Source organism: Mesorhizobium sp. M0239 (assembly GCF_040321815.1).
Lineage (GTDB): Bacteria > Pseudomonadota > Alphaproteobacteria > Rhizobiales > Rhizobiaceae > Mesorhizobium.
In genome coordinates, this window is sequence record NZ_JAMYSG010000001.1 from 303,499 (window position 1) to 316,371 (window position 12,873).

The following is a 12,873-nucleotide window of genomic DNA, read 5'->3' on the forward strand; positions in this document are numbered from 1 at the left end:
AAATGTGCGCGCCATGACCATCCTCCGGGAGCAGCTTGCCTCCGTATCGGGATGCGGCGTACATCTTCCTAGCGGCTCGCGAGGCGCGAAGCCAAGCACTGTCAGGACCGGCATCCTGCATCTGACGCCCGGCGACGTGACCGTTCATGGGTTCAGGTCGAGCTTGCACGAGTATCTTGGCGACGAGACGGACGTGAGCTACGAGACGGCCGAAGAAACGATCTCGCATCGCGTGGGTGATCGAACGGCATCGAGGGGCACGTCAGTTCGATGACGTCGCGGATCAATGCTAGGTAATTACGCGCATCGTAGTTTGGGTCGGTCGAGAGCCGCTTGTCTCAATGAAATCGAGTGTCGCTTCTGCGACTTCAGCAACCTGAAGCCGCTGAACACAATAGACCCCACCGGGGTTGTATTCTTTACAAACACCTGGAGCGATACATGGACAAGGCATGGGCGGCCGGAGCGTTTTGTTGGGGATACCAAACGGGCCCCATAGATCAGGAGACTGCAGACCGAACAATCCCACCGCCGGAGTTTCAACAGAGGCTGCAACGTGCATCGGGCCGCTGTCATTGCCAAGGAAAATTGCCGCTTCTGTCAACAACGCGACAAGGACTTCAAGCGAGGCCTTTCCGACGACAGTGGCCACCGGCGATGTTGCCGCTTCAATTATGCTTTGCGCAACGGGCCTTTCGTCAGGCCCACCGATGATCAGAGACCGCAGCCCGGTTTTGGCGTAGATCTCATCAATGACGGCGGCAAAATGTTGCGGCGGCCAACGACGCCCCTCGGACCTCGCGCCCGCATGCACAGCCACGTATGATTTCTTCGCCAAGGCGTTTTCGAAAAGAAGCCTGGCACACTCCTCTTGGGCAATCTTGGTGGGCTGCAGCCGAGGGGTTGGGTTTTGAATCGCTAACCCGAGGGCGCCCAATGGAGACAGGTATCTGTAGAGATAATGGGAGCCACCATGGCCGAACGGCGGCGCGAGGACGTTTGCCATCTGAATTTCCCAGAACTTAAACGGACGCTCGGGAGGATCGAAGCCAACCCGAAGTGGGGCGCCGGTCAAACGGTGCATGATCCGTGAGGTTTTTGTATCGGTAAGATCGATGCTGAGATCGAATTTTTGACGCCGCAGAGCAGAAATAAGGGCATAATAGTCGGTCAATCGCTTAAGCGGAGTCCTTCCTCTGCCCCCGGTTTCAAAGCCAACCGCCACGTCGGCAATCTGTTGCGCGACAATGAATTGCTTAAGGCCAGGCGCGCATATCATTGTTATCGAAGCGTCGGGATAGGCGAGGCGTAGATTGCGGACCAAAGCAGATGTCAGCGTGACATCACCCAGGAATTTTGTTTGGACAATGCATATCGAGCGAATTTCATTGCCAGATTTTGGGCTCATGATCGCGTTGCAGTCCATTTTGACTTTGTCACGATCTCACCTATCCGCCGAGATAACGGCGCCATGGAATAAGAGCCGTACTCCCTTTCGAATCATAGGAACCGATACAAGCCCTTGCCGCATCGGTCTTTAAGGTTTTGCGGTGCGCGAAGCAACATTGATCGAAACCAGCAATTGCTATCGTAAATAGGGCTAGTCTTATAGGTTCTGGCGCTTTCAATGCATGTCGGTGCGAGCAGATCGAAGTTTTGTTGGATTGGATCACCCACAAGTAGTCCCCCCTGATCGCGAGCCATGTTCTCGCTGTGTTCATCGCATGGCTTGGACGTTCGGCTCATTGATAAAGGCAGTGATGCAGATCATGGCGCATCGCCTCCAAGTACGGCGCGGATGCTCCGCCATGGCCACCGATCTCGCGCCACGAAACGGCGGCACGGCCCGCCAACGGCGCCGTCGGATCGAGCCACACGCCCGACGTCAGGAAGCATTCGGGCATGGGCATCGCGAACGCCGAACAATAGCGCGATGGGCGCGTGTTTGTCCTTGGAGCGATCTCGTGTCGCGACTATCGACTCGATCCCATGTGCTGACGCTGTGTGACGTAGCGCGGGGAGATCAGGCAGGCGCCGATCATTCGCCCGGCTCGAGCTGACGCGCTGTGGGGAAAGTGTAGGGGCGAGCCATTAGCGAGGGCGGCGATGTTTTGGTAGTCCCGGCATCGCGGGCCTTAGTTGCCGTTTTTGAGGAAAGGTGGGAGACCGCTGATACGGCGGGTGGTTTTGCAGCGGCACCGGCTCTAGGGTTGGGCGGGCCGATGCATCAGGAGGAGTGAGCGGCATGTATAGGGCACCGGTCGAGGATATCGCCTTCACGCTCAAGCACGTGGCCGGCATGAAATCGGCGCTCGATGCCGGCACCTTCGGCGATCTCGGCGAGGATCTGGTCGATGCCGTTCTTGGCGAGGCCGGCCGCTTCGCCACTGAAGAGGTCGCACCGCTCTACACGATCGGCGATGGGCAAGGTGCGGTGCTGAAGGACGCTGCCGTCACCACACCGCCCGGCTGGAAGGAACTCTATCGCCGCTGGATCGATGGCGGCTGGAACGCGCTCTCCGGGCCTGAGGAATATGGCGGCCAAGCGCTGCCGACCATTCTCGGCGTGGCCGCGCTCGAAATGTGGAACTCCGCCGCCATGGCCTTCGGCATCGGCCCGACGCTGACCATGGGCGCGGTCGAGGCGCTCGACAAACACGCTTCCGAAGACCTCAAGGCCAAATATCTCGAAAAGCTCGTCTCCGGCGACTGGATGGGCACGATGAACCTGACCGAGCCGCAAGCCGGTTCGGACCTCGCCGCCTTGCGCGCCCGCGCCGAGCCGGCGGGTGACGGCAGCTACCGCATCTTCGGCCAAAAAATCTTCATCACCTATGGCGAGCACGATTTCACCGACAACATCATCCATCTGGTGCTGGCGCGGCTGCCCGACGCGCCGGCCGGCACGCGCGGCATATCGTTGTTCCTGGTGCCGAAATTCCTGGTCGGCGACGATGGCGCGCTTGGCGCGCGCAACGACGTCTTCTGTTCCGGACTTGAGCATAAACTCGGCATCCATGCCTCACCGACCTGCACCATGATCTATGGCGACGGCTTCGAAGGTGCCGAACCCGGCGCCGTCGGCTGGCTGATCGGCGAGGAGAACAAGGGGCTAGCCTGCATGTTCACCATGATGAACAATGCGCGGCTTTGTGTCGGCATGCAGGGGGTAGCGGTCGCGGAAGCCGCAACGCAGAAGGCGATCGCCTATGCCAATGAGCGCCGGCAGGGCAAGGCCGCGAGCTACACTGGCACGGGTATGGCGCCTATCGTCCATCACCCCGATGTCCAGCGTAACCTGCTGACCATGAAGGCGCTGACCCAAACCGCACGCGCCATCAGCTATTCCTGTGCCCACGCCATCGACATGGCCCGAGTCTCCGCCGGTGACGAGGCGGCACACTGGCGCGACCGTGCCAATCTGCTGACGCCGCTGGCAAAGGCGTTCTCGACCGATATCGGCGTCGAAGTTGCCTCACTCGGCCTCCAGGTTCATGGCGGCATGGGTTTCATCGAGGAGACGGGAGCGGCCGCCTTCTATCGTGACGCGCGCATCGCGCCGATCTACGAGGGCACCAACGGTATCCAGGCGATCGATCTGGTGATGCGCAAGCTGCCGCTCGGCGGTGGCGACCATGTGCATGGTTACATCGCCGAACTGGCTGGTATGGCCGCAGCGGTGCGGACCTCGAACATGCAGGGTTTCGGCCGCACCGCCGACGCTCTCGACGCGGCACTTGGCGATCTCAGCGAAGCGACCCGCTTCCTGCAAAAACTGACGGCCGATGGCCGGTCGGAAGAGGCGCTGGCAGGCGCCACGCCCTATCTCAGGCTGATCTCGCTTGCCGCCGGCGGCGCCTATCTGGCGCGCGGTGCTCTTGCCGATCACAACCGCATAGCGCTTTGCCGTTTCTTTGCCGAAAACCTGCTCGGCGAGGTCAGCGCCTTGAGGGCGCGCGTCATCGATGGCGCCGAAAGCCTCGCCGCTGCCGGCAAGACGCTCGTCTCCGCCTGACGTTTCACAAGGAAAACACCGTGACAGACCATATCCTCGTCGAGCGCCAGGGCGCCATCCAGATTATCCGCATGAACCGGCCGGACAAAAAGAATGCGCTGACGCGCGCCATGTATGCGAAAATGTCAAAAACCCTGGCCGAAGGCGACGCCGACCCGGCGATCCGCGCCCACGTCTTTCTCGGCGTGCCCGGCGCTTTCTCCTCCGGCAACGACCTTGCCGACTTCATGGTCGTCGCCACCGGCGGCGACGGCGGCACCGAAGTCTGGGATTTCCTGATGGCCCTGGCCAAGGTCGAAAAACCCATGGTCTCCGGCGTCGATGGCATCGCGGTCGGCATCGGCACCACGCTCAATTTGCATTGCGACCTGACCTTCGCCACGCCACGCACCGTGTTCAGGACGCCTTTCGTCGACCTTGGCCTGGTGCCTGAGGCGGGATCGAGCCTGCTGGCACCGCGCATCCTCGGGCAGCAGGGTGCCTTCGCGCTGCTCGGCCTCGGCGAAGGCTTTTCGGCTGAACGGGCGAAGGCCGCCGGCCTGATCTACGAGGTGGTCGAGGAAGCAGCGCTGGAGGCCTCGGTGCTGGCGGCGGCCGGGCAGATCGCGGCCAAGCCGCCGCAGGCGCTGAAGATCGCGCGCGACCTGATGCGTGGCTCGCGAGACGACCTCGTCGCCCGCATCGGCGAGGAAAGCGAGCATTTTCGCGAGCGGCTGAAGTCCGATGAGGCCCGCGCCGCGCTCACCGCGTTCATGACGAGAAAGAAGGCCTGAGCCTCAGGGATAAAGCCGTGTCTTGTCCCAGCCGTCCTTCGCACTGCGCGTAAAAACGAGCCGGTCGTGCAGCCGGAACGGCCTGTCGTGCCAGAACTCAATGGTGCTGGGCACGATTCGGAAGCCGGACCAGTGCTTTGGCCGCGGGATCTCGCCGACCGGGTAGCGTGCCGTGTATTCTGCCACCGCCTTTTCCAGCGCAAAGCGGCTTTCCAGCGGTCGCGACTGTTTCGAGGCCCAGGCGCCGATGCGGCTGCCGCGCGGCCGCGTCGCGTAATAGGCGTCGGCTTCGGCGTCGCTGACGATCTCCACCGGTCCGCGAATGCGCACCTGGCGACGCAGCGACTTCCAATGGAAACACATCGCCGCCTTCATGCTGCCAAGAATCTCCTGGCCCTTGGCGCTCTCGAAATTCGTGTAGAAGACAAACCCGCCTTCATCGAATCCCTTGAGCAACACCATACGCACATCCGGCATGCCGTCGGCATCGACGGTCGCCAGAGCCACGCCGTTGGGGTCGTTCGGCTCGCTTTTCGTTGCGTCGTCCAGCCATGCGGCAAAGAGGCGAAACGGCTCGGCAGCCTCGGTAAAGTCACCGCTTGTTAACTCAGTGTCACTCATAGTTTTTCTCAAATTGTCACGAAGCCAAGATTCTTACAAAACCAAGATTCTTAACGAAGCAAGGGGGAGGCTGCCGATTGTCGCGTATCGCGCAAGCTTTTGACAGCAGGCAATGGAGCGTTATCGCTTCGGCCAGCGCGAAAGCCGCGATCGTGGCGGTCGCCTTGCCGCTTGCCGCGTGTGGCGCCGGCGGCTTCAGCCTGGAAAAAGCCGAAGTCGACCGCTCGATTCTGACCAGCAGCACGTCGGCCTCGGCCGCGCCGGCCAATTTGGATCGCGACTCCGACCAGACGACGATCGGCAATGCAGTCTCCTCGGCCGACATTGAGCAGCTCGGCGGGCAGGCCGTCCCATGGGCCAATGCCGATACCGGCTCGCGCGGTTCCATCACCGATCTGGCGGAATTGAAGGACAACGGCCAGACCTGCCGCCGCTTCAAGGCCTCGCGCGAAAGCTTTGACGGCGTTGCCATGTTCGAAGGCGAACTGTGCCTGGCCAGCGCCGGCGGCTGGCGCATGCAGGATTTCAAGGCACTCTGAGCCTGATCCGCAAGTCGATCGGACCGGCTCTGATTTCCGCGTCTGATATGCGGCTCCAGCACTGGAATTTCTTCCTATGCGAGCGCATATAGGGGGCAGCTAGAGACTCAACTCTTCTCCAGGGCAGTAAGCATGCGCGACCCCTATGAGGTGCTGGGCGTTGCCAAGAACGCATCGGCCAAGGATATAAAATCGGCGTACCGGAAACTCGCGAAGAAGCATCATCCGGATCAGAACCCGAATGATCCCAAGGCGAAGGACCGTTTTGCCGCGGCCAACCAGGCCTATGAGATCGTCGGCGACGAAAAGAATCGCGCTGCTTTCGATCGCGGCGAGATCGACGCCGACGGCAAGCCGCGATTCCAGGGCTTTGAAGGCGCTGCCGGTGGCGGCGATCCCTTTGGCGGCTTTCGCCGGCAGCAAGGTCCGGGCGGTTCGCGGTTCGAATTCCGCTCCGGCCGACCGGGTGGCGATCCGTTCGACGGCAACAGCGACATCTTCAGCCAGATTTTTGGCGACACCTTTTCGGGTGCGCGCGGTCCCGGCATGGGCGATCGTCGCCAGCAGGCAACAGCAGCCGATCTGAACGTCACGCTCGACATCACCATCGAGGAAGCGGCGACCGCCGAAAAGGTGACGGCGATGTTCCCCGACGGCCGCAAGGTGGCGGTCAAGCTGCCGGCCTATGTCGAGGATGGCCAGACCATCCGCCTTAAAGGCCAAGGCGAGCAGGGGCCGGGCCAGCCAGGCGACGCGCTGGTCAAGATCCATCTGCGCCGCCATCCACGCTACCGCATCGAGGGCCGCGACCTGCACGCCGATCTGCCGGTGGCACTGGCGGATGCGGTGCTCGGCGCCAAGGTGCCGGTCGAGACGCCGACCGGCAGGCTTGCGGTCAACATTCCGGCCTGGTCGAGTTCCGACAAGGTCCTGCGGCTGAAGGGCAGGGGCCTGCCGGAAAAAGCCGGCGGCCATGGCGACCTCTACGCCCATGTGCGGATCATGCTGCCGGAAGGAGGCGACAGCGCGCTCGAAGCGCTGTTGCGCAGCCAAAAAGGCTGATCGGCGGCTTTTGTCCCCTGAACTGTCCGTTTTGAGCGCTTGAAGGGGCTCTGTGCCTGTGCGATAGGGCAACCCACAAAGCTGAAATCTTGCGGAGAGCGCTCACATGGCGGGTGGACAGGGCCTAATGGCCGGCAAGCGCGGCCTCATTCTTGGCGTCGCCAACAACAGGTCGATCGCCTATGGCATCGCCAAGTCGTGCGTCGACCATGGCGCCGAGATCGCGCTGACCTATCAGGGCGAGGCGTTCAAGAAGCGCGTCGAGCCGCTGGCGGCGGAACTGGGCGCCTTTGTCGCCGGCCATTGCGACGTCACCGATCCGGCGAGCCTGGACGAGGTTTTCGCCAATGTCGCCAAACATTGGGGCAAGCTTGATTTCCTCGTCCACGCCATTGCCTTCTCCGACAAGGATGAGCTGACCGGCCGTTATGTCGAGACGACGCGCGACAATTTCCTGCGCACCATGGACATTTCGGTCTATTCCTTCACCACCATTGCCAAGCGCGCCGAGGCGCTGATGACCAATGGCGGCTCGCTGTTGACGCTGACCTACTACGGCGCCGAAAAGGTGATGCCGCACTACAACGTCATGGGTGTCGCCAAGGCGGCGCTCGAGGCCAGCGTGCGCTATTTGGCGGTCGACCTCGGCGCCAAGAAGATCCGCGTCAACGCCATTTCGGCCGGTCCGATCAAGACGTTGGCCGCCTCCGGCATCGGCGATTTCCGCTACATCCTGAAGTGGAACGAGTACAATTCGCCGCTGAAGCAGACGGTCACGCAGGAGGAAGTCGGCGATTCCGGCGTCTATTTCCTGTCCGATCTGTCGCGCGGCGTCACCGGTGAAGTGCATCACGTCGATTCGGGCTACCACGTCGTCGGCATGAAGGCGGTCGACGCACCTGATATTTCGACGGTCAAGGACTAACGCCCGGCCAACCGTCGTCCGTCCCGATCCCGCACCGGAAGACCTGATGTACCCGCTGGTTTATATCGCGCGCCACGGCCAGACCGCGTGGAACGCCGAATTCCGGCTTCAGGGGCAGGCCGACACCGATCTCAACCCTCTTGGCCGCGAACAGGCGACCGGAAACGGGCTTCGGCTAGCCGCGTTGGTCCCAAACCCCTGGGAATTCGATTTCCTCGCCAGTCCGATGAAACGGACGCGCGAAACGATGCAGCGTATTCGCGCCGCGATGGAGCTCGATCCGGGTGCCTATCGAACCGATCCGCGCCTCGTCGAAGTCAATTTCGGCGACTGGCAGGGATTTACCTTTCCCGAGCTCGAGACACGGTATCCCGGAGCGAGCATGACGCGGGCTCTGGACAAGTGGAACTTTCAGCCGCCCGGCGAAGGCGCCGAGAGCTATCAGATGCTGCTCGAACGGGTGAGGCCATGCTTCGACGAGATCGAACGCCAGACGATATGCGTGACCCATGGCGGCGTCATGCGCACCTTGTTTCGCTTCGTTCTGGGGCTGGCCGAGGACGAGGCAGCGAACCTGGAAATACCGCAGGATCGCCTGCTCAAGCTCGAAGGCAAGAGTCTGGAGTGGCTTTAGGCCAGTTCGCACACGGCTCGGCGAAAGCTGAACCGCAAATACTGCATTCAATTGAGGTTGGAAGCTCTAGTTGGCAGAGCTGTCCGGCAGTTCCATGTCGGTGACGATGTTTTCGCCATTGGTCACATCGTAGGCGATGACGATGTCCATGCCCGGCTTCAGCGCGTCGAGATCAGTCTCTGCGTTCAGCTTGTAGGACTTGCCGTCATCCAGCGTCAGCGTCGCCGTGTCCTTGTCGATCTTTTTGATCAGGCCTTCGGTCTGGCCGGCGAAAGCGGCGGTGGAAAGCAGCAGCGTGGCGGCAATGGCGCCAATCAGGGTACGCATGATCGTTCCTCTTTATCATTGCGCCGGCATGGCGGCGGGCGTTCAACGGCGGATGGAGCAGAGCAGAAACCAACCGAATGTGTCAAAACTAAATCCGCCAGATCACAGTTTGACCCCTGTGAAAAACGCCAATAGAAGGCAACCTACAGCCCCGCGCGTCCTCTTGGACGCGAGAAGGACGCTGTAGCATTGTTGATTTTGCGCATAATCCTTTCCGAAAATCGCTCCGATTTTCGGGGTCATGCGCCAAGCCGGCTCCGCTGCCGGGCAGGGTCATTTCATGTCTCACAACACGTTCGGCCACCTTTTCCGCGTCACCACCTGGGGCGAAAGCCATGGCCCGTCGCTCGGCTGCGTCGTCGACGGCTGTCCGCCCGGCATCCGCTTTACTCTGCGAGACATCCAGGCCGAACTCGACAGGCGCCGGCCGGGGCAATCACGTTTCGTGACGCAGCGTCGCGAACCGGATGAAGTGAAGGTGCTGTCCGGCTTCATCCTCGACGAGGACGGCGAGACGATGATCACCACCGGCACGCCGGTGTCGATGCTGATCGAGAATGTCGACCAGCGTTCAAAGGATTATGGCGAGATCGCCCGCCAATACCGGCCGGGCCATGCCGATTACACCTATGACGTCAAATACGGCGTGCGCGATTATCGTGGTGGCGGCCGCTCCTCGGCCCGCGAGACGGCAGCCAGGGTGGCGGCCGGTGCGTTGGCGCGCAAGGTGGTGCCCGGCGTGGTGGTGCGCGGCGCGCTGGTGTCGATGGGCGAAAAATCCATCGACCGCGCCAACTGGAACTGGAATTTCATCGGCGATGCCGAAAATCCGTTCTTCACCCCCGATCCGGCGTCCGTTCCTGTCTTCACCAGATATCTCGACGGCATCCGCAAGGCGGGCTCCTCGGTCGGTGCGGTGATCGAAATCGTCGCCGACGGCGTTCCGCAAGGCCTCGGCGCGCCGATCTATGCCAAGCTCGATCAGGACATCGCCTCCGGCTTGATGTCGATCAACGCGGTCAAGGGCGTCGAGATCGGCAACGGCTTCGAGGCCGCCCGCATCACCGGTGAACAGAATGCCGACGAGATGCGCATCGGCAATGACGGCAAGCCGGTGTTCCTGTCCAACAATGCCGGCGGCATCCTTGGCGGCATCTCGACCGGCCAGGCGATCGTCGCCCGTTTCGCCGTCAAGCCGACCTCGTCGATCCTGACGCCGCGAAAGTCGATCGACAAGGACGGCAAGGACGTCGAGATCATGACCAAGGGCCGCCACGATCCATGCGTCGGCATCCGCGCCGTGCCGATCGGCGAAGCAATGGTTGCCTGTGCGATCGCCGACCACTATCTGCGGCATCGGGGACAGACGGGGAGGGGAATAGGGGAATAGGGGAATAGGGCAATATGTTGCGCTCTTAGTCCGGCCGGCCAAATCTTTTTGCTTTTCCCTACTCCCGTACTGCCCTACTCCCTTATTCCCCTGCGAGCGAAGCGAGTACCCATGCCTTACGACCAGAAAAAAATCGTCGAAGCCCTGCGTGCTTTCGAACGCGGCGAGATCGTCGTCGTCATGGATGATGACGGGCGCGAGAACGAGGGCGACCTGATCGTCGCCGCCGTCCACTGCACGCCCGAAAAAATGGCGTTCATCGTTCGCCACACGTCCGGCATCGTCTGCACGCCGATGCCGCGCGAAGAAGCCAAGCGGCTTAACCTTGCGCCGATGGTCGCCGACAACGATTCCGCCCACACCACGGCTTTCACCGTCAGCGTCGATTTCAAGCATGGCACCACCACGGGCATCTCGGCCGAAGATCGCACTTTGACCGTTCGCAATCTTGCCAACGGCAATGTCGGTGGCTCGGATTTCGTCCGGCCCGGCCACATCTTCCCTTTGATTGCGCGCGAAGGCGGCGTGCTGATGCGCTCCGGCCATACCGAAGCCGCGGTCGACCTGTGCAAGCTCGCCGGCCTGCCGCCGGTCGGCGTCATTTCCGAGCTGGTCAATGATGACGGCACCGTCAAGCGCGGCCCTCAGGTGCAGGCTTTCGCCGAGGAGCATGGGCTGAAGCAGGTTTCGGTCGCCGACCTCATCGCCTACCGGCAGCGCAAGGAAACTCTGGTCGAACGCGTCGCGTGCTCGGAAATCGACACGCTCGGCGGCAAGGCACAGGTCTTCACTTACACGCTGCCGTGGGACTCCATGCATCACGTCGCGATAGTCTTCGGCGACATCCGCGACGGCGAGGAGGTCCCGGTGCGTCTGCATTCCGAGGATGTGGTGACCGATGTCTTCGGCACCAGCCACCGGCTCGACGCCATCATGAAGGCGATGGGTGAGCGCAGGCGCGGCGTCATCGTCTATCTCAGAGAAGGCTCCGTCGGCGTTGCGCATCAGGAACGCAAACGGCCGGCCAGCGGCGACCGCGAGGATCACGAAGAGGCTCGCCGCCGCGAAAACGAGTGGCGCGAGATCGGGCTCGGCGCGCAGATCCTCAAGGATCTCGGCATCTCCTCGATCAACCTGATCGCCTCGCGCGAACGCCACTATGTCGGCCTCGAAGGTTTTGGCATCCACATCGCCAAGACCGAGATCCTCTAGGCAGCTAGCGCCCGGCTCGAAACCGGGCGCTATCTGATTATTCCGCGGCAATCGCGGCCGCTTCACATACGTCCATCTCGCACTCAGTCGTGGCAAGGCTGCGTTGGCCAAGCAGCACCGTGGCCAGCGCGATCGTGCCTGAAGCCACCGACACCCAGAACCCGTTCGGTGCACCGAACGCATCCACCACCGCGCCGGCCGCGAACGAGCCCAGCGCCATGCCGATGCCGATGCCGGTCATGACCCAGGTGATGCCTTCGGTCAGCATCGCTTCCGGCACATGCCGCTCGATCAGGCCGAAGGCCGTGATGAAGGTCGGCGAGATCGCCACACCGCTGATGAACACGGTCAGCGCCAGCAGCGGCACGGTGTCGGCGGCGAGCGGCAACAGCGTGCCGAGCGCGACGAGGGCGACTGCGATGGCGAGCTGGCGTTGCAGCGGCGCCTTCAGGCTGAGCGCGCCGACGATGATGCCGAGCACGAACGATCCCAGCGCATAAACGCCGATGACAAGGCTGGCGGCGCCGGGTTGGCCAAGCTCCTTGGTGATCGCCACGGTGGTCACTTCCGTCGTCGCGAAGGTTGCGCCGACGAAGATCAGGGCAAGCGTGATGATCTGAACCGGCCGCAGGCGGATCGCCGAGCCGCTTGAGTTATGGTCGACCGGCCGCACCTGGGGCTCGGTCGAGCGTTGCAGGATGAAGGCCGCTGATCCGAATGCGAGAAATAATGTGCTCACCAGAACGCCGGCTTCCGGGAATAGGGCGGCACTCAGGCCGACCGATAACGATGCCCCGGCGATATAGACCAGTTCATCGGCCACGGACTCGAAGGCGAATGCGGTGTTCATCTGCGGTCGTCCTCGGAAAATCTCTGTCCAGCGCGCCCGCACCATCGCAGGTATGCTTGGCATGGCGGCGGCCAGGAGTGCCGACACGAACAGCGTCCACACCGGCCAGTCCTGGTTGGCCGCCGCTATGAGGACGGCGAAAGCCAGCACCGCGATGATAGTGGTGGGCACGGCGATTCGTGTCTGGCCCAGGCGGTCCACCAGTCTCGATATTTGCGGCGCGACGAAGGCGTTGGCCAGCGCGTATGTCGCCGAGACGGCTCCAGCCAGCCAGTATTCGCCGCGCGCCTGCGACAGCATCGCCACGATGCCGATGGGCGCCATGGCGATCGGCAGGCGCGCGAGGAAGCCGGCGGCCGCAAAGCCCTTGGCGCCGGGGGCACGAAAGATTTCCGCATAGGGATTTTGCATCGGTTGGTTCCTCGACAAAGGACGATTGGACAATTACATACGGAGCGTATGATTATTAGATAGAGCATACGCCGCGTATGTCAATTAGCATACGAAGCGTATGTGAATAGGTCC

Annotated in this window: 13 protein-coding genes; 8 read left to right on the forward strand and 5 right to left on the reverse strand. The window is 62.1% G+C overall.

Features of this window, described 5'->3' with window-relative positions; all coding sequences use genetic code 11:
* Window positions 1-289 precede the first annotated feature (289 nt).
* Window positions 290-1,408, reverse strand: coding sequence for a glycosyltransferase family 9 protein (locus tag NKI99_RS01440; RefSeq protein WP_352609431.1), 1,119 nt, complete (start codon window positions 1,406-1,408; stop codon window positions 290-292).
* Window positions 1,409-1,742: 334 nt separating this feature from the next.
* Window positions 1,743-1,910, reverse strand: coding sequence for a hypothetical protein (locus NKI99_RS01445; protein WP_023808640.1), 168 nt, complete (start codon window positions 1,908-1,910; stop codon window positions 1,743-1,745).
* Between the two features lie 335 nt (window positions 1,911-2,245).
* On the opposite strand from NKI99_RS01445, the gene NKI99_RS01450 reads away from it, so the two are divergent.
* Together NKI99_RS01450 and NKI99_RS01455 are read left to right on the forward strand one after the other, a co-directional pair.
* Window positions 2,246-4,015, forward strand: a complete 1,770-nt coding sequence (locus tag NKI99_RS01450) for an acyl-CoA dehydrogenase family protein (protein WP_352609433.1) — start codon at window positions 2,246-2,248, stop codon at window positions 4,013-4,015.
* Window positions 4,016-4,035: 20 nt separating this feature from the next.
* Window positions 4,036-4,788 carry a crotonase/enoyl-CoA hydratase family protein gene (locus tag NKI99_RS01455; protein WP_023808638.1) on the forward strand — a complete coding sequence of 251 codons (753 nt, stop codon included), beginning with the start codon at window positions 4,036-4,038 and terminating at the stop codon, window positions 4,786-4,788.
* Between the two features lie 3 nt (window positions 4,789-4,791).
* Here the strand turns inward: NKI99_RS01455 and pdxH are convergent, their stop codons facing one another.
* Entirely contained in the window at window positions 4,792-5,409 is a 618-nt protein-coding gene (gene pdxH, locus NKI99_RS01460) for a pyridoxamine 5'-phosphate oxidase (protein ID WP_023808637.1), read from the reverse strand.
* A gap of 77 nt (window positions 5,410-5,486) precedes the next feature.
* Between pdxH and NKI99_RS01465 the strand changes: the two genes are divergently transcribed.
* The 4 genes from NKI99_RS01465 (at window position 5,487) to NKI99_RS01480 (ending at window position 8,569) form a co-directional block, all read left to right on the forward strand.
* A complete protein-coding gene (locus tag NKI99_RS01465) occupies window positions 5,487-5,948 on the forward strand; it encodes an RT0821/Lpp0805 family surface protein (RefSeq protein ID WP_023808636.1) in 462 nt (153 codons plus the stop codon).
* A gap of 132 nt (window positions 5,949-6,080) precedes the next feature.
* Window positions 6,081-7,010, forward strand: a complete 930-nt coding sequence (locus NKI99_RS01470; RefSeq protein WP_127290894.1) for a DnaJ C-terminal domain-containing protein — start codon at window positions 6,081-6,083, stop codon at window positions 7,008-7,010.
* A gap of 106 nt (window positions 7,011-7,116) precedes the next feature.
* On the forward strand, window positions 7,117-7,935 hold the full coding sequence (fabI, locus tag NKI99_RS01475; protein ID WP_023808634.1) for an enoyl-ACP reductase FabI: 819 nt from the start codon (window positions 7,117-7,119) through the stop codon (window positions 7,933-7,935).
* A gap of 46 nt (window positions 7,936-7,981) precedes the next feature.
* Window positions 7,982-8,569 carry a histidine phosphatase family protein gene (locus NKI99_RS01480; RefSeq protein WP_352439986.1) on the forward strand — a complete coding sequence of 196 codons (588 nt, stop codon included), beginning with the start codon at window positions 7,982-7,984 and terminating at the stop codon, window positions 8,567-8,569.
* Between the two features lie 66 nt (window positions 8,570-8,635).
* On the opposite strand, the gene NKI99_RS01485 is transcribed toward NKI99_RS01480, so the two are convergent.
* Complete coding sequence (locus NKI99_RS01485) at window positions 8,636-8,896, reverse strand: DUF1344 domain-containing protein (protein WP_027035965.1); 261 nt, start codon at window positions 8,894-8,896, stop codon at window positions 8,636-8,638.
* 280 nt (window positions 8,897-9,176) lie between these two features.
* On the opposite strand from NKI99_RS01485, the gene aroC reads away from it, so the two are divergent.
* Window positions 9,177-10,286, forward strand: coding sequence for a chorismate synthase (gene aroC / locus NKI99_RS01490; RefSeq protein ID WP_352439985.1), 1,110 nt, complete (start codon window positions 9,177-9,179; stop codon window positions 10,284-10,286).
* Between the two features lie 111 nt (window positions 10,287-10,397).
* Entirely contained in the window at window positions 10,398-11,498 is a 1,101-nt protein-coding gene (gene ribB, locus NKI99_RS01495) for a 3,4-dihydroxy-2-butanone-4-phosphate synthase (protein ID WP_127268178.1), read from the forward strand.
* Window positions 11,499-11,535: 37 nt separating this feature from the next.
* Here the strand turns inward: ribB and NKI99_RS01500 are convergent, their stop codons facing one another.
* Window positions 11,536-12,759 (reverse strand): MFS transporter, encoded by a 1,224-nt coding sequence (locus NKI99_RS01500; RefSeq protein ID WP_352609436.1) that lies wholly within the window; start codon window positions 12,757-12,759, stop codon window positions 11,536-11,538.
* Between the last annotated feature and the right edge of the window lie 114 nt (window positions 12,760-12,873).